At 47.5% G+C, this 23,450-nt stretch carries 14 protein-coding genes and 1 tRNA gene; 11 read left to right on the forward strand and 4 right to left on the reverse strand.

What is annotated here, in order from left to right; translation table 11 throughout:
• Positions 1 to 27 precede the first annotated feature (27 nt).
• The 8 genes from EZE20_RS12085 to EZE20_RS12120 all read left to right on the forward strand — a co-directional run bounded on the left by EZE20_RS12085 (position 28) and on the right by EZE20_RS12120 (position 12,348).
• A complete protein-coding gene (locus tag EZE20_RS12085) occupies positions 28 to 1,143 on the forward strand; it encodes an adenine-specific methyltransferase EcoRI family protein (protein ID WP_132117953.1) in 1,116 nt (371 codons plus the stop codon).
• Positions 1,140 to 2,303: an HNH endonuclease family protein gene (locus EZE20_RS12090; protein WP_132117955.1), complete on the forward strand. Its 1,164-nt coding sequence runs from the start codon at positions 1,140 to 1,142 to the stop codon at positions 2,301 to 2,303. The genes EZE20_RS12085 and EZE20_RS12090 overlap by 4 nt, the downstream gene beginning before the upstream one ends.
• Positions 2,304 to 2,376: 73 nt before the next feature.
• On the forward strand, positions 2,377 to 7,395 hold the full coding sequence (locus EZE20_RS12095) for a phage tail tape measure protein (protein WP_165933464.1): 5,019 nt from the start codon (positions 2,377 to 2,379) through the stop codon (positions 7,393 to 7,395).
• A 5-nt stretch (positions 7,396 to 7,400) separates the two neighbouring features.
• Positions 7,401 to 8,846, forward strand: a complete 1,446-nt coding sequence (locus EZE20_RS12100; RefSeq protein ID WP_132117959.1) for a hypothetical protein — start codon at positions 7,401 to 7,403, stop codon at positions 8,844 to 8,846.
• A gap of 72 nt (positions 8,847 to 8,918) precedes the next feature.
• A complete protein-coding gene (locus tag EZE20_RS12105) occupies positions 8,919 to 10,730 on the forward strand; it encodes a hypothetical protein (protein WP_132117961.1) in 1,812 nt (603 codons plus the stop codon).
• Positions 10,696 to 11,112, forward strand: coding sequence for a hypothetical protein (locus EZE20_RS12110; protein ID WP_132117963.1), 417 nt, complete (start codon positions 10,696 to 10,698; stop codon positions 11,110 to 11,112). Before EZE20_RS12105 ends, EZE20_RS12110 begins: the two co-directional genes overlap by 35 nt.
• Before the next feature lie 14 nt (positions 11,113 to 11,126).
• Positions 11,127 to 11,852, forward strand: coding sequence for a hypothetical protein (locus tag EZE20_RS12115; RefSeq protein WP_132117965.1), 726 nt, complete (start codon positions 11,127 to 11,129; stop codon positions 11,850 to 11,852).
• A 40-nt stretch (positions 11,853 to 11,892) separates the two neighbouring features.
• Positions 11,893 to 12,348 carry a DUF5675 family protein gene (locus EZE20_RS12120; RefSeq protein ID WP_132117967.1) on the forward strand — a complete coding sequence of 152 codons (456 nt, stop codon included), beginning with the start codon at positions 11,893 to 11,895 and terminating at the stop codon, positions 12,346 to 12,348.
• A 139-nt stretch (positions 12,349 to 12,487) separates the two neighbouring features.
• Here EZE20_RS12120 and EZE20_RS12125 read toward each other — a convergent pair whose 3' ends face one another.
• A complete protein-coding gene (locus EZE20_RS12125) occupies positions 12,488 to 13,708 on the reverse strand; it encodes a site-specific integrase (RefSeq protein ID WP_132117969.1) in 1,221 nt (406 codons plus the stop codon).
• A 155-nt stretch (positions 13,709 to 13,863) separates the two neighbouring features.
• Positions 13,864 to 13,935 (reverse strand) — tRNA-Glu (locus EZE20_RS12130).
• Between the two features lie 268 nt (positions 13,936 to 14,203).
• Here EZE20_RS12130 and EZE20_RS12135 point away from each other — a divergent pair.
• Positions 14,204 to 16,705: a M14 family zinc carboxypeptidase gene (locus EZE20_RS12135; protein ID WP_132117971.1), complete on the forward strand. Its 2,502-nt coding sequence runs from the start codon at positions 14,204 to 14,206 to the stop codon at positions 16,703 to 16,705.
• 90 nt (positions 16,706 to 16,795) lie between these two features.
• Here the strand turns inward: EZE20_RS12135 and dapA are convergent, their stop codons facing one another.
• On the reverse strand, positions 16,796 to 17,686 hold the full coding sequence (gene dapA / locus EZE20_RS12140; RefSeq protein WP_132117973.1) for a 4-hydroxy-tetrahydrodipicolinate synthase: 891 nt from the start codon (positions 17,684 to 17,686) through the stop codon (positions 16,796 to 16,798).
• A 102-nt stretch (positions 17,687 to 17,788) separates the two neighbouring features.
• Entirely contained in the window at positions 17,789 to 19,876 is a 2,088-nt protein-coding gene (gene ligA / locus EZE20_RS12145; protein ID WP_132117975.1) for an NAD-dependent DNA ligase LigA, read from the reverse strand.
• A 122-nt stretch (positions 19,877 to 19,998) separates the two neighbouring features.
• Here ligA and rpe point away from each other — a divergent pair, with 122 nt between their 5' ends.
• Both rpe and EZE20_RS12155 read left to right on the forward strand, forming a co-directional pair.
• Positions 19,999 to 20,658: a ribulose-phosphate 3-epimerase gene (rpe, locus tag EZE20_RS12150; protein ID WP_132117977.1), complete on the forward strand. Its 660-nt coding sequence runs from the start codon at positions 19,999 to 20,001 to the stop codon at positions 20,656 to 20,658.
• A 36-nt stretch (positions 20,659 to 20,694) separates the two neighbouring features.
• A complete protein-coding gene (locus tag EZE20_RS12155) occupies positions 20,695 to 23,265 on the forward strand; it encodes a M14 family zinc carboxypeptidase (protein ID WP_132117979.1) in 2,571 nt (856 codons plus the stop codon).
• The last annotated feature ends 185 nt before the right edge of the window (positions 23,266 to 23,450 follow it).

A 23,450-nucleotide genomic window follows, 5' to 3' on the forward strand; every position in this document is an offset into this window, starting at 1 on the left:
TCTTAAAATTTTCGAGTTCACCAGACCATGGCTAACATCAATTTAAGCAAAGCAAAAAATGCAAAAAACGACGAGTTCTACACACAATACCACGACATCGAAAAAGAAATCAACGCCTATCTTGATTTCGACCCTGATGTCTTCCGTGGCAAAACCATCCTACTGCCTTGCGACGACCCCGAATGGAGCAACTTCACCAAGTTCTTTGCCCAAAACTTCGAGAGTATTGGCTTAAAGAAACTCATCAGTACCAGCTACGCCGTTGAAAGCAAGCATTACAAAACAGGCTATCAGGTTACCATGTTCGAAGAAAGCGCTCCGCAATTTGACAAAAGCAAGACTACCAAAAATGGTAAGATTTTTTCTCTTACTCATGATCTATTGGGTGATGGAAAAATTGATGTGAATGATCTGGAATGGCAGTATTTGAAAGGCGACGGCGATTTCAATAGTAAGGAGGTCAAAAAACTGCGCGATGAAGCCGATTTTATCATTACCAATCCACCTTTCTCTCTATTTCGAGATTTTTTATCCTGGATTGTAGAAGGTGATAAACAATTCGTAATTATTGGGAATATGAATGCCATTAAGTACAAAGAGGTATTTCCGCTAATAATGGAGAATAAAATGTGGCTTGGAAACGGGTTTCAAGCGGGTAATGCTTTCTTTTCCACACCATTTGCAGAAGAATACGGTGAGGGCGTTTATAATCAAGAAACCGGATTAGTAAAATTCAGAAATGTTTGTTGGTTCACTAACCTTGATCATGGCAGGCGCCATCAGCCTATGCAGTTAATGACATTAGCGGATAACCTGAGATTTAATAAGAAGGTTAAAAATAGTAGCGATGTCTATGAGCGTTACGAGAATTATGATGCTATTGAAGTTCCATTTACTGACGCCATACCAAGTGATTACACTGGTTTAATGGGAGTTCCAATTAGTTTTCTGGATAAATATTCTCCTGAACAATTTGAAATAGTTTGGCAAGCAAGTGGTAACACCCGAGCGTCAGCTCCAAAAAAAGTTTTACAACAACTCGGGTATATTGTTCACCCGGATGATAGAGGGGGATGCTCCATCGTCAATGGTAGAAGGACTTATGACAGGATCTTCATTAGACATAAAATTGCAAATAAATGAAAACCACCCTCAAAACTGATATCACTGTTAAAGAAATCTGCGAAGGCTTTGTCTACAACGAATTGGAAGGCAAGGGCCTTTTTGGACTATCCGGCAAGCTCACCATCCAGCCCGAATACCAGCGCAACTACATCTATGCTGATGGCAAAAGGGATGTAGCCGTGATCCAATCCATTCTCAAAGGCTACCCTTTGGGGTTGATCTACTTCAACAAAATTGATGATGAAAATCTTGAAGTACTCGATGGGCAACAGCGTATTACCAGTATCGGCCGGTATGTTACCAATAAATTTGCGGTAAAGGATGAACACGGCATGGAGCAGTATTTTAGCAGTATCGCCGCCGAGAAGCGCCAGAAGATACTTGACGCCAAACTACTAATCTACGAGTGTGAAGGAGAAGAATTTGAGATAAAGGAATGGTTTCGCACCATCAACATTGCTGGCGTTCCGCTGAACGAACAGGAGCTGAACAACGCGGTTTTTTCTGGCCCCTTTGTGACACTTTGCAAAGAGGAGTTCAGTAATTCACAAAACGCCATGAACCAAAAACGTGCGGCCTACATCAAGGGCACTGTCAATCGGCAAGACTATCTGGAATGTGCTCTTAACTGGGTAAGCAAAGGCAATATTGTAGATTACATGAGTCGTCATCGCTTTGACAATGATATCAGGGAGTTGAAAAATTATTTCAACAGTGTAATTGATTGGGCTTCCACATTATTTATTGACGTAGAACGGGAAATGTGCGGGTTGGAGTGGGGCCGGTTATACGAAACCTACCACAAAAAAGCCTATGACCCCAAAAAGGTTTCTGCCGAAGTAAAAAAGCTTTATGGAGATCCATCGGTCAAAAGCCGTAAAGGAGTTTTTGAATATATCCTTGGTGGCTCGATTGATGCAAAATTACTTGACATTCGAATCTTTGAAGATTCGACAAAAAAAGCTGTCTACGCTCAGCAGAAAGCCAAAGCTGAAAAGAATGGCGTTTCCAACTGCCCCCTTTGCGCCATTGGCCATGATGCCAACAAGACCAAGATTTGGAGCTTGGGCGATATGGATGCCGACCACGTGACCGCATGGAGCAAAGGTGGTTCTACTGATGCAAAAAACTGTGAAATGCTGTGTAAAACTCATAACCGGGCAAAAGGCAACAGATAAGCCACCATTTTTCTCGTCCTACTCCATACAAAAGGTACGCTGCAACTTAGTAGCGTACCTTTTTCTGTATAAGATGCAACAAGTTGAAAACTCGGTCTGGAATCTCGACATAAACGGGAAACCCGCCCTGAACGCACTCGGTGAACTCGAAAAGAAGCTCTACGAAACCAAGGAAGCCCAAAAGGAGCTAACCCGTGGTACCAAAGAATGGGCTGAATCGAAACAAGACATTAAGGCTCTCGAAGAAGAAATCAAGCAGGTCCGGGAGACGATGGGTCAGGCAGGCATGACCGTCCGACAATTGGAAGGCTATGCCCGACAGCTGGGCAAGGAAATTAAGGACCTTACGCCAGGTACCGACGACTACATCAAAAAAACCGAGGAGCTCCAACAGGTCAATACCCGACTCGCATCGGTTAGAAGTGACGTCCGGGCCGTGGCCGAAGAAGGCGAGAAAACCCAGGGCACCTGGGGCCGGATTAAGGAGTGGATCATTGGGGCGTTCGTGGTAACTGCTATTTACGAAGCCGGCCAAATGATCATGCGGTTTGTGGGTGAAGCCGTCGAGAATTTCACGAAGTACGACGCTGCCGCCAAAGAACTTTCTGCCAATACGAATATAATCGGCTCGGAACTTGAACTCCTGAAAACCAAGGCCAAAGAGTTGGGCCCGGAGGTAGGCAAAACCGCCGACGAAATGTTGGCCGCGTACCAGATGATGGGCTCCGCAAAATCGGACCTGACCGAAAACGCCGAAGCGCTGGCAGCTGTCACTAAAGAAGCCATTATCCTGAGTCAGGCCGGTAAGATCGAGCTCGCGCCGGCTACGGAACTGATGGCCGGAGCACTCAACCAATTCAACGCGCCGGCCTCGGATGCCGGTCGATTCATCAATGCCATCGCCGCAGGTGCGCAGGTTGGTTCTGCCGAAATTGTCGATATGACCGGAGCGCTTAAAGCCTCCGGTACCGTAGCCAATGCGGCGAATGTCTCTTTCGAGGAAACAAACGGTGCCCTGCAATCGCTCTCGACCATAAACATTAAAGGAGAGCAGGCCGGTACCATGTTCCGGAACATGCTTATCAAATTGATGTCATCGACCGAGGACCTGAACCCCCAGGTGGTGGGTTTGGAAAAATCGCTGGATAACCTGGCTGCCCAAAACTTAACTACCGCCGAGCTGGCAAAGATGTTCGGCACCGAAAACGTGGTGGCCGCTCAACACCTGATGACGCACCGGGGGCAGGTCGTAGAATTTACCGAAGCGCTCACCGGTACTGACGCCGCCTACAAAATGGCCGCTGTCAACAACGAAACGCTTGAATTTAAGCAAAAGCAACTGGACGTAGCTTTCGGAAACAGCGCCTTGAAACTAGGCGAGATCCTTGCTCCTGCCCTGAATCTGTTTTACGATACCATGCTGGAAACAGGAATTCCGGCACTGGAAGCCGTGATTCAGGCCGTGGTGGCATTCGGGAAGGCGCTTATTGCCATTCCTGAATTCATTTCCGAAAACCGGGCTGCCTTCATTGCCCTGGGCGTTGCCCTGGTATCGCTCAATACCGCCAACATAGCAGCAGCCGCATCGACGATCGCCCTCGCAGCCGCCGAAAAAGGCCGGTTGATCTGGACCGAAGCGGGCACTGTGGCGCAATGGGCATTGAATACCGCCATGAGCGCCAACCCGATCGGCGCAGTGGTGGCCGCCGTAGCCTTACTGGTTGGTGGTTTTATTACCCTATACAATAACTCGGAAACCGTTCGTGGTGTAATTACCGGCGTATGGGAAGCGCTCAAAACCGGGATTCAGGTCATTGTGGATGTTGCTCAGGCAGTAGGCAAAGGATTCAGCGAATTGCTCGACAAGCTGCCGTTTGTGTCGGCAGGCTTTACGCTCGTTGGTGAAATTGGGAAACTCGTTTTCAATGGACTAATCGAATTGTTGGGATGGGTCGGTGAAAAAGTCGTAGCAGCAACCGAATTTTTCGGCGGATTGTACACACGAGTTTCCAGCGTAGGGCAATCCATTGGCCAGGCCATGCAACCGGCCTTCGATTTCATCACGGGCGGGTTTGGCATCGTGAAGCAATCCATCAATAACTTTTTCGACTGGATCCAGACGAACGTTTCCAAAGTTACGAGCTTTCTGAAATCCATCACGCCTGACGGCTTCATCGAAGCGGGCAAGGTTTTTAGCGATGCAGGAAAGAAAATTTCCAAGTCCTTTCAGGATGCGTTTGTGTCGGAGCAGGTCGAAGGACAGAAAAAGCAGACCACTCTCAACACGCAAAAACACGCCGAAGACGCCGCCAGGGTGAAGAAAGCTGCCGAAGATGAATCTAAAACGCAGACCGGCGAAAACCTGAAAGCGATCAACTCCAAGGCGGCAGACAATGCCAAAATGCGTGCGGAAGACATCGCCCGGGCCAAAGCCGCTGCCGAGAAAGCAGCTGCCGAAAAGACCGCTGCCAACGCTACCGCCAACAAGGCCATTGAGCAGATGCTTATTGCCGCCATTACCGACGAAACCGCGCGCAAAAAAGCCCAGTTGGCTTTCGAACTAAACGAAAAGCTGGCGGCCAATGCCAAATCCAAGGCCGACGACCTCACGAAAGTAAACTACGAAATTGCCCTGCGCGCAAAGTTCAAGGCCGATACAGAAAAGCTTGAAGAAGATGCCCGCACCAAAAAGGCACTCGAAGAGCAGAAGAAGCTGACCGAAATGGCGAAGCTCGAAGAGCAGCTGCGCACCGAGCGGCTCACGCGCGAATATGCCACTACGAAGGCCGTGCTGGAATATGCCCTGACCAACGAAAAATTAACAATACTTGATCGGCAGAAGCTAAAACTGGACCTGATCGAACTCGAAAGGCAGCATACGTTCGACCGCATTGATCAGACCGCCGCCAAGGAGCGGGCAAAGGCCATCGAAACGAGCACGCAGCTGATGAAGCTTGCGGGCGATGACGATGTAAAAAAACGGCAGATTGCCGCCGATCTCGATGCTACTACCCGCAGCATTGACGCCAAATTGTTGGCCGACAAAAACCTTGCGAACGAAAAGTACAACGCCGAGTCGATGGCTTCGACCGAGAAAGTCTTGAAGCACGCTCTTGAAAATGAAACGCTGACGACCGCCCAAAAGCAGAAGTTGAAACTTGATTTGATTGAACTCGTCCGGACGAACGAGATTAATCGAATTGAGCTAACGGCCAAAAATGAACGGGATACGGCCATTGCTACCAGCCTGCAACTGATGAAAATGGCGGGTGATGACGATGTAAAAAAACGGCAAATTGCTGCGGATCTGGATGCCACCACCCGGCAGATTGACGCCAAGCTTCTGGCCGACAAAAACGCCGCGAACGAAAAATACAACGCCGAGTCGAAAGCAGCTACCAAGGCCGTATTGGAACAGGCTTTGAAAGACGAAACCCTTACTACCAATCAGCGCCAGAAACTAAAATTGGACCTCATTGCCCTCGAACACCAAATGGAGATCGAGCGCATTGAGCGTACCGCCGAACTCGAACGCCAACGAGCCCGCGAAACGAGTGCCCAGCTGATGGCTCTCGCCGGTGACGACGATGCCAAAAAACGCGAGATCAAAAACAACCTTGATGCGACTATCCGGCAGATTGACGCCAAGCTGATCACCGACACCGAAGCCGCCAACAACGCCCACCTGGCCCGCACCACCGACGCCATGCGCAAGGCTACTGCCGAACGTCTAGAAAATCAGAACAGCTTTTTCGATGCGATCAAGAGCTTGTTGAAAGGTGATTTCGATCTTTTCAGCAACTACGTGACCCAGAAGCTGAAAAACGAAAAGGCGATGAATGACGAGCGCCTTCAAAACTGGACCGGCAAGGCGCAGGAAATCCTGAATATCGTGAAAGGCTCCCTAGAAATAATGATGGGGCTTAATGAAGCCTACCTTACTTCGCAGATCAACCGGAACAATAAGGAGCGGGACGATAAAATCAAAAAGCTCCAACAGCAGTATCAAAAGGGCTTGATTGATAAGGCCACCTACGAGTCGGGTGTGGAAGGCATCAACCAACAGGCCGATGCCAAGGAAAAAGATTTGAAGATGAAAGCGTGGAAGCGCGACCAGGCTGGGCAAATTGCGATGGCTATCGTGAACGCCGCCGCCGCTGCCCTAAAATCGTTGGCTACTATGGGCTGGCCACTCGGTCTTGTGGGCGTGGCCGGTGCAGCGGCAGCAGCTGCTATCCAAATCGGGATGATCAAGCGGCAACAACCGCCGAGCTTTGCCCAGGGTGGAAAAATCCAGAATGCCGGTGTGCCTGACGGTCCACGGCATGGCAGCTCCTATGGGCGGTCGGGTATTGCGCTCGTTGATCGGGAAACCGGTGAAGAAAAGGGAGAAATGGAAGGTGGTGAGCCGATCATGATCCTGAGCCGAAACACGTACAAGAACAACGGCAAGGTGATTGACAAGCTCTTGTACAGTTCCCTGCACCGCAATGGTGCCCCGGTCTTTGCCGAAAATGGCACGATGATGGGCGACTATCAGGACTTTATCGAACCTATTCAGGCCGGGCAGATGTACCTTTTTGGCTCCAAAAAACGAAAGGCATACGACAAAAAAATGCAGGAGCAGTACGACGCCGACCAGGCCGCCAAAGCTGAACTCGAATCCTACATGAACTACGATTACAGCGATATGGGGGGTAGCGATGGTGGTGATTATGGTGGTGACTATGGCGGTGAGTACGACACCAACCTTGATTTTGGCGAGGGTAGCTACGATGAAAGCGGCTACAATGGCAACGACTACCCGGACGGATCGGAGGGAGCAAGCATTGATGGTGTTACCAATGCCCAGATCCAGAAAAGTCAGTCGATGATGGACAGTATTGCCAAAAATACCCATCTGACCGTTCAGGCTATTACGGCTCTCAACAATACCACCAAAGACATGGCCGGGAAAATTGATCAGCTGATCAACGCTACCAACCGTGCAGCAAATGGTTCCGAGTCTGCCGCGCAGGCAGGTTGGCAAGCGGCAGCTGCGGGCAACCGGGCAGCAGACGCAGCGTCGATGGGTGGAAAAAATAACTTATAAGCAGAATGAAAAAACGAATTGAAATCAAGCTCGACGGCAGGTCACTGGATCTCTCGCCGGGCATGGCCTTTACGCTCGAACGCTACAATCCCATGTTCGAGTTTGGCAGCATTACGGGCTCGAAGGTGTACCGGTTCACGGTGCCTTTCTCGCCAACCAACAACCGCATTTTTCAATATGCTGCGGATCCGCAGGCACTCTGGGAACCGCGAAAATATTCGGCACAGCAATATGCCGATGGCGACATGATCGAGCAAGGCGTGGTATTTCTGGAAAGCGTAAAGGCTACCGGCTACGAAATCACCTTTGGCAGCAACCTGGGCGATTTCTTTGGCGATTTGCGTGATGTACCCCTTACTGACATCGACTTTGGTACCGAAGCTCTGCCAGCTGATCACAAGGATATTTCTCCGGAGAAAATCGTGGCCGGCCAAACGGTCTATACCTTGCCCACGATCCTGAACGCGCAGTTCTACGGCACCAACGTCGTGGCCGGTTTTTCTGGAAAAGTAAACGAATATCTGGCAGGTACCGGTTATGTGGCCGGTTCGCCGAAAGTACCCATGCTGAACCTCCATTGGGTACTTCGCAAGCTGGGTGAGCTATGCGGTTTCTCACTTCGTGGGCAATTCATGGACGATCCCGACGCGCAGCGCCTATTGATCTACAACACCTTTGCCCTGGAAGGAGCTACCGTCCTGGACTATCGCAACCACCTGCCCGCCGAGCTCACGCCGCGCACGCTCCTGCTATCGCTCACGCTGCCGCCGTTTGGGCTATCCGCTTTTTTCGATGTACACAAGCGCACCGTTACGCTCGACTATACCGAAAACAAGCTGGCCACTCCTACCAGGCTAAACCTAACAACGGCCACCCAACCGAGCATCTACCCCGGCAATCTGAATAACCGCCGACTGGAACTGGATTGGGAACTCGACACGGACGACGGTTTGATGAAAACCATACCGGCTGCCGTGGCCAAATACACCGCTCCCGGATACTCGACCGCTACCCTTTTCCCATTAAAGGGAAAGTTTTCTACACTCGTAATGGACGGCGCTACTGGCCTACCCAAAGCGGAGCAGCTGGGCATCACGCCGCTGACGGCCCAAATGGATAAGAAGTTTCGGCCACGCCTATTGTTTTGGGAAGGCATGATAGACAATGTGCCCAGGGCAAGTAGCAGCTACGGCAGCACAAGCCTGAGCTTTGCGGGCCCCAACAATCTGCGCGAAAAGTATTGGAAACGCTACGAGGAATTTCGCCTCCGGACATTCCCCGTCACGCTGCTGGTAGCGCTTACGGCCAACCAACTGGCCCGGCTCGACTTTCACCGCACCGCAGGGCAGGAAGTGGCCGTGCACGTACGCGGGCTCGACTACTTCATTTCGGCCATTAAGGCCAGGCTCCCGCTGTCGGGATACAGCACGCTTGATGTCTGGCGCCGTTAAAATATCGTCCTACTGAAAAGCCTGGCTACTAGCGATTTTTGAACCGAACAAATTCAAAAAAATCTAGTAGCCATGAAACAATTTCTTTTCCTGTTGATAGGGTTTCTCACCCTACTTTTTGAGCCGCCCGGACTGGCGCAAAGTACCATCACCTTTCCCCGATCGGGCAAGGTGGCGACGGAAGCCTATGTGGATTCGGTCGTTAAAGCCAACCGTACGAGTATCGGGAATATTCCCGTAACTACCCCGCCGATCGTCGTTACTCCTCCGGTAGTTGTTGACCAGGTACCGATCCTGAAACCCTGCGATGCGGGACCGGAAATACGTACTATAACCAATATCACGACTTCCAGCCTTAGCGCAGTCTTTCACGGCCAAAATGTGTTCGGCATTACGTTCCAGATCCTTAGTGGATCCACTGTGCAGCGGTCTGGTACCATCGAGCCAAAATCCAACACCCTACCCCTAACTTTCGACGCCTTACCGCCCGGCTCCTACACACTCAGGCTGTTTGGAAGTACGTGTCAGGGCATGTCGAGCAGGGAATTCACGATACCGATTAAAGAAACCGGGGCGGTGACGCCTGCCCCGGTTTTAACTCCCAACCAACAATCGAAGGGCAATTACGAGCTATTCATGAACCTGACCGGTTTCGGCTACGAACCCACCGCGCCTAATGGTCTGCATCACGACTGGCCCGAGCGAATTGAAGCTTTTCGATACGAATGGGGCTATGGCATTACCGGCATTCGGCTAAACATCCGCTGGAACGAGTGGGAACCAACGCCGGATAACTTCACCAGGCAAGGGCTGCAAAAAATAATTGTCTACTGCCGAGAGCGAGGATTGAAGCTCTCGGTGTTGTTTTGGCCGTGGCGCAAACAAGGCGACAATTTTATTCCGGAAGGTCACTACGTAACCGGGCACCGGGGCAAGCAGCATCAGTTCGATGGGAACACCCGAATGGGTTCGCTGGCATCGGATGTCGTGAACGCCAAAATCTATAACGCAGTCCAGGAGCTATCGCGAGAGTTGAACACCTACGAAGGAGCCTATTACCTAAGCATAGGCACGGCTACTGCCGAAGAATTTACAAACCCGGTGATCGGCGAGGGCTTGGGTGGACCAAAAGAAATTACGGGCTTTGAGCCTGTTTTTCAAGACGGTTTCCGGGCATTTCGGCAAGCCAAAAACCGACCCTACGAGCGTCCCATTATTTCAGAATGGGACGGTGGAGCTGGTCTGGAAATGGGCAATGAGGCGGGGAAGGATTTCGCCCGTTTCATTTCACTCACGCTCACCCGCTATTTCGATAATTTCACCAGGGCAGTTAAAGATGGTTCCGGAGGGAAAGTGCTGTCTGTGTATTCCTATCCAGACGCCGGATCACCCCAAAACGCCTGGTACCTGCACGCAAATTTTGCTAGTCAGGCCAGGACTGCCGATGGAATGTTTGGCACGGACGGGAACGACCGCTGGGACAATAGCCGAAAGCTGCTCGTGAATGCGGTGAATCTTGGCATGGGAAAGATAAGCATGAACGAGTATGACCCCTTCGATCTGTCGAGTGATGGGTATTGCACCGGTATAAATTTGGGACAGTTGGAGCGTGAGTTTGAGAAGAGCTACTCGAATGGCGTACAGGTGATTCACCTGAGTATGTCGTACTGTCCGGCAGAAATACGGGGCATGGAGCCGCACTTGCGCTACTTGTCTGAAAAGTACATCGGCAAGCCCTATGTTCGGCCCAATCGACCGGTGACGGAGGTCTCCATCACCCCCGCCTACTGGCAAGGACAGGAGATATTTGCCCCGCACTGGACAGGCAACAACTTTCTGAAACCTGTCGATGATGAGTTTTGGGGAGCATCGGGCCGGAACTGATATGAGTAAAACTTCAAGAAGTTTCGATTGGTCCGGGCTTTTTTTTGGGGCTTTTGCCTTAACGGCACTCCTAGGGGCGATACTCATTCACCTACTGAAACCAAGCCCCGCTACCCCTACTACCACCGCCGACAGCCTGTTGATTGAAGCAGAAAACGCACGTATTGCACATGAAAAAGCTACCTACTACTATGCAGAATATACGAAAGCGACGGCCCGGCGCGACAGCCTGGCTGAGCGCATTTGGGGGGCTGATCCTTCTGTGGCTCGTGAGCGGGACAGCCTGCGCGCAGCCGTACAGCAAGACGTTCTCGACAGCCTACGAAGCCGCGCTGCTCGACAGCCTCCTGTTGTACCAAAGCCTGAAACCGATTCACCGTAAGCTACAATTTGCCTATGAACACCTTAGCGAAGAAAATACGGCGCTCCGAAATAGTCTTCGACTCGAACGCCTACAACGATACGTCGAAGCGCAGCGGCATGATACTGCCCTTGCAGCCGAAAGAAAAAAACGAAAAAAAGCACGCTGGCTTGGCCGACTCGAAGGGTTCGTGCTTGGCTTCCTGGTACCGCTCTAACATTAATGCTGACATGAGAAATTACTTTGAAAACATTTTTCTGGCAGGAAAGCACTACTGCATTTTCCTCGTAGAAAATCCTTGGACCACCACCCTCGCGCTCCTGATCGGGCTGGGTGGCTGGATGATTGAGTTCGTCGAAATCTATATTTTCTCGGACTTCAAATACCTGATCTACCTGGTACTGATGATTGCCTACGACGGCTATTCGGGCATTAAGAAGGTGCGGTTTCTACATGAGCTGGACCCTGCTAAAAATCCGGCTCCGAGTGCTAAGGTCTTCAAGGATAAGACTTTCAGCAAGATTGGCTACTACATCACTACCCTTGGCGCCCTGCACGGGCTCGCGCATTTTCAGGTACAGAATGTAGAAGTGACCGTTTTTCACGCCTTCGAGTATGCGGCCCTAGTGGCCATGATGGCCGCTGAGTACTGGTCGGTGCAGGAGAATTATGCCGCAATCGGCAAGAAAACGATTCTGCTGCTGGGCTGGGACTACCTAAAAGCCTACCTACCGGCTGGCACCAAAAAGCCGGAAGCCTGAGCAAAATTCCAAAAAGCGTACTAAAATTTCCAAAAAGCGTATGAAAATTGTTCATAACCGTATCCGGAAGGGGCCAAACAGCACCCTTTCGGAATTTTTTTTAGATGGCATCAAACAAGGTTTCATTGTCGAAGACACCGACCGAGATTTGACGGCCGACATGCCTTTGGGCAATTTACTGGCGACAAAAGTCCACTCGCACACGGCAATCCCGACCGGTCTATATAAGGTGCAGCTGCGCTATTCGCCCAAATTTCGGCGCGTACTACCCTGGATCATGGACGTGCCCGGCTTTCAGTACATCATGCTGCACCCCGGCAACTGGATCCACGACACCGAAGGCTGTCCGATCCCTGGGCTCAGCTGGCGGAAGGACAGCAAGGGTGAATTTATGGTCGTCCGCAGTAAACTGTGTTTTGATCCGGTACTGGACGCGATCGTTAAAGCGATTAAAGCCGGGGAAGATGTTTGGTGGGAGGTAGTAGCTGCGTACTGAAAAATAGACTACATTTGTTTCAGGCAATCGTACCCTATGGAATTGAAATTACGCGATGCGTTTTAAGCGGCTTTAATCGTACCTTATAGGACTACACACACAAACTGAGGGACATGCGTGTCCCTCAGTTTTTTTTAGGCTATTTTTCTTCATCCGTACCGTATACAAGTTTTGCGAACGCATCATTTTCGGCTCGCTCAGCAGCTGCAAAATAATTTTCCGTAACGCTTACGCTCGAATGGTCGAGTGCTTCGCTCACGGCATAAACATCGCGCGATTCTTGCCGGGCGATTTCAGCAAAACTATGCCTGGCCACGTGCATGGAAAAAGGTTTTAAGCCTGCATTCGTTGCGATTTTTTTTAGGTTTTTCGTAACAATGGAATTCAGCCTCGATGTGATCTTAAACCATTCGTCCTGGGTGTACCGATCTGGCGTCTTTCCTTTCAATAAAGGGAAAACATAGTCGGTGGGTTTTTGTCCTGGAATCCGGTAATAATCCAAAATTTCAGCAGCTCGTTTGTGCAGAAGAATACTCCTACCCTTACCCGTTTTGCGCGCAACATAGAAGAAACGGTCATTGCTGATCTGCGCCCAGGTAATTTGTATTACGTCCGCGAAACGAACTCCCTGCATATAGAAGGAGAAAAGAAATATGTTTTTGGCGTGAAAGGCATTAATCCCTTCCCGTACCTCGTGTTTGTAGAGAATTTCAATCTCCTCTTTGCTGAGCTTAACCCGGCTGGACCGCTGCTTTTTGAGCCGGATCATGTCAAATGGATTACCTGATTCAGGCTGAAACTGTCCGGACTCAACCGCTTCATTATATATACCCCGCAGTTTGGAAAAATTGGATTGAATCGTATTGGCACCATTGCCAAGTTTCACAAGATGTTGGCGGTACCGGTTCAAGAAAACGTGGTCGATTTCGCCAAAACGTAGATCTTCCTGTTTTAGGTAATCTTTTAGCTTCTTGATAACTGAGGTTTGCCCTGCTCTGGACGCAGCGCTGTCAAGCTCGGCAATATGGGCGTACGCAAAGTTAAAGAAGCTGTCGCCCAGGATCTGTTTCTTAACCTTTTTGAGGAGTTCGTGTGGTGTCGAAATACGGCCTGCAATCGTTGTTTTCATATATGCCTGCTCAAACTCCAATTTCTTAGCTTTGAGCACTGAATTTTTCTGCGCAGCCTGTTTATCGGTTCGCCTGACTTCCTCTTTTTCCGGATTCCAGTCGCGTTCTAAAACGCTTATTCCCGTTGATTCGCGTTTGAGTTTTTTGTTTTGTGTGATCCGGAGCATGACATTTTTTGTGCCATCCTTCCGGACATAGCTGTTCAGCTCGAAGTGGAAGGTAATATTCATAGGCTGGGTTTAGAGTCAAAAAAACATGAAACTTTTCATGAAACTTTTTTGAATATACATGAATATAGATGAACATGCCAAAAACACAAAAACCACCTAGAAACGTGTTCCAGATGGCTTTTTGTGTTTTTCACTCGTGATGTCTAGTCACAAAGTGACCCATAGGGGAATCGAACCCCTGTTTCAACCGTGAAAGGGTCGTGTCCTAACCGCTAGACGAATGGGCCGACTGGTCCCTTTTTTTTCGTGTATTGAGAACACTTTTCTTTCTTTTCCGTTTCCATTCCCTGAAAACGTGGTGCAAATATGCAGGGTTGAATTTTAATTTGCAACACCTTCCTGAAAAAAAAATGTAAATATTTTCAAATCATCTCATTTTCAACAACTTGGTTTTCTACAATTTTTGTTTTTTATTTTTCCCTCTGTCAATTCCAACCAAAACATCTTATTTTGGTATTTTAAAACAGCTTCACCTCAACCACGAAAACCGCAGAAATGAAAAAAATCTTATTTTACTTTTTTTGTGCGTGCCTGTCAACACCTGGTTTTGCCCAAAACCCAACACCGGATTCCTTCCTGGGTTATCCGCTCGGCAGTCGCTTCACTTTTCATGCCACTATTCTCGATTATGTAAAAACGCTGGCTGAGAAAAATCCTTCGAAGGTTAAACTTATCCCCTATGGCTCTACCTATGAAGGACGTCCTTTGATGGTAGCCGTCGTGGCGTCCCCGGAAAATCTTGCCCGCCTGGAAACCATCCGCACGGATAATTTGAAGAGCATTGGGCTGCTGGAAGGCTCACCTTCGGACAAGGTGCCTGCTTTGGCCTGGCTCAGCTACAATGTGCACGGCAACGAGGCGGTTTCGTCAGAAGCAGTAATGCGGGTGATGTATGAATTACTGAATACGGAAAACACCACGACGCAGGAAATTCTGAAAAACACGGTGGTTATTCTTGATCCCTGCATCAATCCTGATGGCCGCGAGCGCTATACGCAATGGTACACACGCGTAATGGCTCAAAGCACCCCGAATGCCACGCCCTGGGCCTGGGAACACAACGAACCCTGGCCAGGTGGTCGGTTTAATCACTACCTGTTTGATCTGAACAGAGACTGGGCCTGGCAGTTGCAGAAAGAATCGCAGGAGCGCATCCAGCTCTATAATCAGTGGATGCCACACTTACACGCAGATTTTCACGAAATGGGCTCCGCAAGTTCCTATTATTTTCCGCCTGCGTCGAAGCCCTTTCATAAAGACATTACCCCCTGGCAACGTGAATTTAACGGTATTTTGGGTGAGTACAGCCGAAAGTACTTCGACAAAAACAGCTGGCTCTATTTTACCAGAAACAATTATGATTTGTTTTATCCAAGCTACGGCGATACCTGGCCTACCTACAATGGCGCCATCGGCATGACCTACGAGCAAGGCGGCGGCGGTCGAGCAGGAGCAGCAATTGCCCGCGAAAATGAAAACGATACACTGACGCTCTACGCACGAATTGACCATCACTTTGCGACAAGCATGTCTACGCTGGAATCCATTTCTTCTCGGGCAGACAAAACAGTTCAGGAGTTTGTAAAGTATCACGTAAAAGCCCAAAACGACCCAATTGGCGCCTTCAAATCTTATTTGGTGAAATCTTCCGGCAACGAAGGACGGGTGCATGCCCTAATTGATTTGCTTAAAAAACAAGGCATCCAATACGGTTTGGCTGGAAAGACTTTTTCATCAAAAGCCACTAATCTGGGAACGCTTTCTGAGGAAAATGTAAAGTTTGAGGAAAATGATCTTTTGATTTCGGCCTTCCAAACTAAATCTACGCTTTTAAAAATTCTCTTTGAAGCTCAGCCTGACCTTGAAGACTCAGTAACGTATGACATCACAAGCTGGGGATTGGCCTATGCGTATGGTTTAACGGCTTACGGACTAAAAGATAAAATGACTCCCGCTGCTTATCGTGAAACGGTTGTTGACAATCCGATTCCAGCTCAGGCACCTTACGCCTACGTTGCCAACTGGAATTCGCTGGCAGACCTTCGTTTTTTGACCGATTTATTCGCCAAAAATATCCGCTTGCGTACGTCCAATGTAGCATTTGAAATGAATGGAAAAACATTTGCAGCAGGCACTCTGGTAATCACCCGAAAAGGAAATGAGGCGTTGAACCAAAATTTTGATCGGATTGTGACCGAAGCAGCAACAAAATATCAAATCCAACTCACACCTGCTGTGACAGGATTCGTGACCAAAGGCTCCGATTTTGGTTCGGGTGATGTAGTTCCTCTTACAGCGCCGAAAGTTGCTGTGGTGGGCGGAAATGGCGTTTCTCCGTTGGCTTTGGGAGAAGTTTGGCACTTCTTTGAGCAACAGATCAACTATCCACTCACGGTGGTGGAAGGTGATATGCTGGGCTATTTGCCCTGGGATGAGCTCGATGTACTGATTCTGCCCACAGGAAATTACGGTCGGATTTTGTCCGAAGGCACTATGAATCAATTGAAAACGTGGATTCGCGGGGGTGGGAAATTAATTGCCATGGAACAGTCCCTGAATGCGTTTGCTGATAAACCTGAATTTGCACTCAAACGTAAAAAATCGGACGATAAGAAGGACAAGGAAGCTCCATTCGCTTTGTTTGGAAACCGTGAACGCGAGGCCGCAAGCGACGATACACCCGGTAGTATTTATGAATTAAAACTTGACTCTACCCATCCGTTGGCCTTTGGCTATAATGGCAAATATTTTGGATTGATTCGTAGTGCCTACAATTTCGACTATTTATCCGACGGATGGAATGTTGGTTATCTTGAAAAAGATGGGTATCGGGCAGGTTTTGTTGGCCAAAACGCTAAGGAAAAATTGAAAAATACGCTTATTTACGGCGTTCAGGAAATGGGGCGTGGGCAGGTCATTTTTATGGCCGACAATCCGCTATTCCGGGGATTTTGGTATAATGGAAAAGTGATTTTTGGCAATGCCGTTTTCCGGTAAAATCAGATTTTTTCTATCATTATAATACACAAAATAGGTTCGGCACATAATGCCGAACCTATTTTGTATACAGCAATTTTGTATTGAAATTTATATAAATCCTTCTCTCTTCATGGCAGAAGTTAAGGCATTTGACAACTCTTCCGAAGCTTTAATAAGAGGCAAACGAACTTCTGAACCACAAATTCCCTTGATTTCCAGGCATTTCTTGATTCCTACCGGATTAGATTCCTGATATAGGAGTGTATCGAATTCAATAAAGGAGAATTGTAAAGCTGCCGCTTCGGAAAAACGACCTTCCAGGGCATGCCAGGTGAGATCCTGAAACTCTTTGGGGAAAGCGTTCGCAATAACCGAAATAACCCCATGCCAGCCCAAACTAATCATTGGAACTACCAGATTATCATCTCCGGCCAACAGCAAAAAGTCTTTGGGTGCTTTCCAGGCAATTTCCATGTATTGCTCCATTGTAGAACAAGCATCTTTCAAACCAATGATATTGGGGTGTTTGGCTAGTTCAAAAACCGTTTCAGGTTTAAGATTAACTACCGTCCGACCGGGAACATTGTAAAGAAGCACCGGTACCGGACTTGCATCGGCAATAGCGGTAAAATGGGCTAAAATACCAGCCTGAGTGGGCTTATTGTAGTACGGACAAACGGACAAAAGAGCATCTACACCAGTAAAATCAGTGGTAGAAATAGTTTCAAGGACTTGCCGGGTATTGTTTCCACCCAAGCCATACACAATCGGCAACTTGCGGCTGTTGTGTTGTTTGGTAAAATCCAGGAGAGTTTTTTTCTCCTCAGCCGTGGTAGTGGCAGATTCTCCGGTAGTACCCTGTACTACGAGATAATCTACACCACCCTCAGAAACAAAATCAATCAGATTTTTCAATCCGTCATAATCAATATTTTGATGTTCGTCAAAGGGTGTAACCAAAGCTACGCCCACACCTTTGAAACGTTCGTCCAACGCCATTTTATTTTTAATAAAGGTAAAATTATGTAAGGTTTGGCCCCTAAGAAAGGCCGTATTTTGTAAAGAATGCGCAAAGTTAAAAGCCTATTTGAATATTGACGGTTAGTTTTCCAACATATTCAGGAATTCTTCTTCTGAAAGTATAACAACGCCTAACTTTCTGGCTTTTTCGAGCTTGGAGGGTCCCATATTATCACCGGCCAACAGGTAATTCAGCTTGCCCGATACGCCGCTAAGTACCTTGCCCCCATTCGATTCAATCTTTGTTTTCAATTCATCGCGTTCAAAATTTTGAAAAACACCTGAAATCACGAATGTTTTACCTGTCAGCGCTTCGCCCTCCTTTTCAATGGGCAAATCGTCCGTTTGGAAGGTCAGTCCTGCCTGCTGTAAGCGGGAAATCAGCTGCTGATTTTCGGGTTCCGTAAAATAATCACGAACACTTTGGGCAATACGCCCGCCAATTTCAGGCACAGCCGTTAATTCCTCATAAGAAGCCGCCATCAGCGCATCCATGGTTCGGAAATACTGCGCCAGTTTTTCACCTACGGTTGTTCCTACATAGCGAATCCCGAGGCCAAATAGCACGTTTTTAAATGGAGCAGATTTCGACTTCTCAATTCCTTTCAGGATATTTTCTACGGTTTTTTCACGAAAACTGATTTTTTTGGATTTACCCGTCTGTTCATTATAAATGTCTTTTTCAAGACCCAGCAAATCATTGTAGCTTAAATCATACAAATCGGCCACGGTATGAATGAGTCCTTTATCAAAAAGTAACTCTATTTTACCTTCTCCCAAACTATCAATGTTCAGTGCTTTCCGCTGAATAAAATGTTCAATTTTACCTTTTAACTGCGGTGGGCAACCCCGTTCGTTTGGACAATAGAAAGCTACTTCACCTTCTTTTCTAATAAGCTCTGTGGCACATTCCGGGCATTGAGTTGGAAATAGAATGGGTTGCGTATCAAACAATCCGCGTTGTGAAGTATCCACACCCGTGATTTTTGGAATAATCTCACCGCTTTTTTCCACAAAAACCGTATCGCCGATTCTTAAATCCAATCTCTCTAATTCATTGGCGTTGTGCAGCGTGGCGCGTTTTACCTGCGAGCCTGAAAGATGCACTCCTTTTACCTGCTCGTACGGTTTGTGACGCTCGTGAAGTCCTGACAAATTGGCCACGGGCGTAACTGCCCCGGTACGCCCCACCTGAAACGTCACGAATCGAAGTAAAGCAGGTTTGTTTTCGGCTTTGTATTTGAACGAAATAGCCCAACGGGGACTTTTGGCCGTACTTCCCAGCTCACGCTGCTGTTCGTATGAATTGATTTTTATGACAATACCGTCGGTAGCAAGTGGTAATTCAAATCTTTTCTCTTCCCAGGTATGAATGTAGTCCAGTACTTCCTCAATCGTCTGACACTTTTTCCAACCTGGCGACACCGGGAATCCCCACTTTTTGAGACCAACCAAACTTTCTTCATGAGAGTTAAAAACCGGAATATCGCTCAAAAAGGAATACACGTAACAATCGAGTCCCCGGCGAGCGGCTTCGGCTGAATCCTGCAATTTGAACGAACCCGATGCCGCATTCCTTGGGTTGGCATAGGGCGTATCGCCGGTAGCCTCCACTTCCGCATTTAGACGTTCAAAAGAAGAGTACGGCATGAAGCCTTCGCCCCGGATTTCCAGAATTTCCGGCAAATCTTCTTCCAGAATTCTTAATGGTAACGAGCGAATTGTTTTTACATTGGCCGTAATGTCGTCGCCCCGGCTGCCATCGCCACGTGTGACGCCCCGCTGCAAAACTCCGTTTTCGTAGGTAAAGCTCAGAGAAATACCATCGAATTTTAGTTCACAAATATATTCGTAGGTTTCATTGGGCAAGGCTTTTCGTACACGTTCATCAAAGTCCCTCAGTTCCTGTTCGTTGTAGGTGTTGTCCAGCGACAGCATCGGAAATCGATGGTAGACAGCGGCAAAATCTTTGGTAATTGTGCCACCAACCCGCTGTGTGGGCGAATCGTCTTTTTTGAGTTCAGGGAATTCACTTTCCAGCCCTATCAATTCTTTCATCAGGAAGTCAAACTCCTGATCAGGGATTTCGGAAATATTGTCCCGGTAGTAGCGATTGTTGTAGAAATTCAACTTTTCTGTCAGCCAGGAGATACGTTCGTTGGGATTCATCGACTAATTACTTTTTAATTCAAAGTTTAAGAAAACAGACAAATGTTTTACTTTACCTGCTTCTGCCATTTTCGTTTTATTATTGATTAATTTCGTTCAAAAATACACAGAAAAAAATTCGAATGACTTTCATTGCACCCTCAATCCTGGCAGCCGATTTTGCCAACCTCCAGCGCGACATCGAAATGATTAACCAAAGTGAAGCCGACTACATACACGTCGACATCATGGATGGTGTTTTTGTGCCCAATATTTCCTTTGGCATTCCGGTGTGTCAGGCGGCTCAGCGTCATGCGAAAAAACCGCTTGACGTACATTTGATGATCGTTGAACCGGATCGATACCTGGAAGATTTTCGTAAGGCAGGTGCCGAAATCCTGACCGTACATTATGAAGCCTGCCCGCACCTGCATCGAACGATACAACGAATTAAGGAGTTAGGCGCAAAACCGGGCGTTGCCATTAATCCTCATACTCCCGTAGAATTGCTATCAGAGGTTCTCGGAGACCTTTCATTGGTATTAATTATGTCGGTGAATCCGGGTTTTGGCGGACAAACCTTTATTGAAAACACCTACCGAAAAGTGGCTCGTCTATCCCAAATGCGCGCAGACTCCATGGTTGACTTTCAGATTGAAATCGACGGTGGAGTTCAGTTACACAATGCTTCACAGCTAGCCAAAGCAGGCGCAGATGTGTTAGTAGCAGGTAGCTTTGTTTTTAATTCTGAAAATCCATTGAAAACCATTGCTGATTTGAAAAGATCAACAGAAATTGCCTGAAAAATTTCCCTCAACCGTCTATCGCTATATATTCTTATGAAAAAAGTCTACCCTTTTCTCTGCTTATTTTTTACTTATCAAGCGGTATTTGCCCAAAATGATTACTACTTTCCAGGGCGAAAATTCAATCCATCAATTCTTTCACCCGATGCTTTTTTAGGTTATTCTATTGGCTCACATCATACGCGTTATGACCAAATGGTATCCTATTTTGAGTATTTAAGCCGGGAATCGGATCGGGTAAAATTTCAGACAATCGGGAAGACCTACGAATATCGTCCACAATTAATGGTCGTTTTCAGCAGCCCCCAAAACCTGACACGGCTGGAAAACATCCGGACAGAACACCTTCGCCTGACCGACCCAACAGTTGCTGCACCTGATATTCGTACCATGCCCGTCATAATGCAACTTGGCCATAATGTACACGGCAATGAAGCATCCGGAGGTGAATCTTCACTCCTGACGGCCTATTTTCTGGCAGCCTGTACAGATCCGGACGTCATTCATACGCTCAACCAATCCGTTATTTTTATCGAACCTGTCATCAATCCTGACGGGCGCGATCGCTTTGTCAATTGGGTAAACATGCACAAAGGCATGCCGCCGGTGGCTGACCCAAACGACCGCGAGCATAATGAAGTTTGGCCTAGCGGGCGGGTCAATCATTATTGGTTTGACCTCAATCGCGATTGGTACCTTGCAGTGCATCGGGAAAGCAAAAACCGTTTGAACTTCTATCATCAGTGGTATCCTAATGTCGTTACAGATCATCACGAAATGGGTACAAATTCAACTCACTTTTTTGAACCATCCAAAGTAAGCGCCGAAAACCCTCTCGTTCCGCCCTATGTCTATCGTACGCTCAACGATACCTACGCCAGGTATTTTGAGCAAGCCATGAATCAGATTGGTTCTTTATATTATACCAAAGAATCTTTTGACAATTTATATCCCGGTTATGGATCAAGCTACCCGGACATAGAGGGTGGTATTGGCTTTTTGTTTGAACAGGGAAGCTCACGCGGGCACGTGCAGGATAGCCAAAATGGACCTTTGACCTATGCATTTGCGGTTCGAAATCAACTGGTAAACGCACTTGCTACCATTCGAGCCTCCGTAGATCAGCGAGAAAACCTGCTGAAATTTCAGCGTGAATTTTTTGAAACAGCCATTTCATCTGCACAAAAAAGCAGTGTAAAAGGATACGTAGTTAGCACTCAAAACGATCAGAGCCGCGCACAAGCCTTCTTACAAACGTTACTCTATCACAAAATTCAAGTCTACGATCTACCTGAGGACCTCAAAATTGGGGAAGTCACTTACCAAAGTGGGAAAGCGTATTATGTACCTACGGCTCAGCCACAATATCGTATGGTTCAATCTGTTTTTGAAAAACCTACAACCTTTGCTGACAGTCTGTTTTATGATGCTTCGGCCTGGAATTTGCCGCTTGCTTACGGACTACCTTTTTCGGAAATCAAGTCTGCCTCAATTCGTCCCGGCAACGCCCTAACCACCGACGCATTAACAATCAAGCCAAAAACTTTTGCAAAAAGCTCTTACGCTTACTTGCTTCCACTCAACGACTTCAATGTCTACAAAGCCCTGCATCAGCTCACGCAAAATCGAATGCTTGTAAAAGCCGGACAGAAACCATTTAGTATTCAGACCGATCGGGGATTGCAGGTATTTGCTGCCGGTACTTTACTTATTCCGGTACAGCCACAAATGATTTCGGCAGATTCGCTGCATGGCTTACTTTCCCAAATTGCCAGTTATACGGGCGTACATTTTTATGCCGTCGAAACGGGGTACAGCCAAACAGGTGTTGACCTGGGCAGTAATACATTTGAAACAATCACTCTGCCACGGGTGGTGATGCCAATTGGAAAAGGAACGAGCCAATATGAAGCGGGTGAAGTATGGTTTATGACGGATCAATACCTGGGAATGCCCATTACAAAAGTAGATTTGAGTCAATGGAATTCCCTCAATCTCAACGCTTATAATGTACTTGTCATGGTCAACGGGCAATATCCGTCCGAAGGACGGTTTGTAGAAAAAATTAAAAATTGGGTAGCAGCTGGCGGGACGCTCATTACGTTCAAAAGTGCTTCACATTGGGCAATTAAAAACAATATTATTTCAGAAAAAATCCGAGAACTAACAGATAGCTTACCCAAAACTGGCCGAATGAACTATGAAAATGCCGAAGCCAACGAAGGATCCAAATATACTGGTGGAGCTATATTTTCTGCCGATCTGGATCTAACCCACCCGTTGGGATTTGGCTTTTCACAGCGCAGGATTTCACTGTACAGAAACAGCAACACCTTGTTGGAAATATCAGAGAATCCGTATCAGACCGTGGTACAATATGATAAAAAACCTTTGCTGAACGGATATGTACATCCAGCTACATTGAGTAAAATTTCCTCCTCAGCGGGTTTAATAGCAAGTACACACGGTGCAGGAAAAGTAATATTGTTTGCTGATAACCCGAATTTTCGAGGTACATGGTTGAGCACCTCCCGATTATTTTTCAATAGTATTTTTTTTAGTAAATTGATTCAGAATACCACGATCGAGGGACAGGAAGAATAATCCACCATTTGATGATCAACCGTTGAATCAATTATTAATTTAATTCAAGAAGAATGGTGATTTTTGGCCTGATTTTGGCTGTAAAAAGTGTTGATTTTATTGTACTTTCTGTATTATTATGTACATTTAGAATCGACCCTTCACAAAAAGCTCAACAAAAATCATTTCCACAATTTAAGCACGCT

It is taken from the genome of Arundinibacter roseus, from assembly GCF_004348825.1.
In the GTDB taxonomy this organism is placed as follows: domain Bacteria; phylum Bacteroidota; class Bacteroidia; order Cytophagales; family Spirosomataceae; genus Arundinibacter; species Arundinibacter roseus.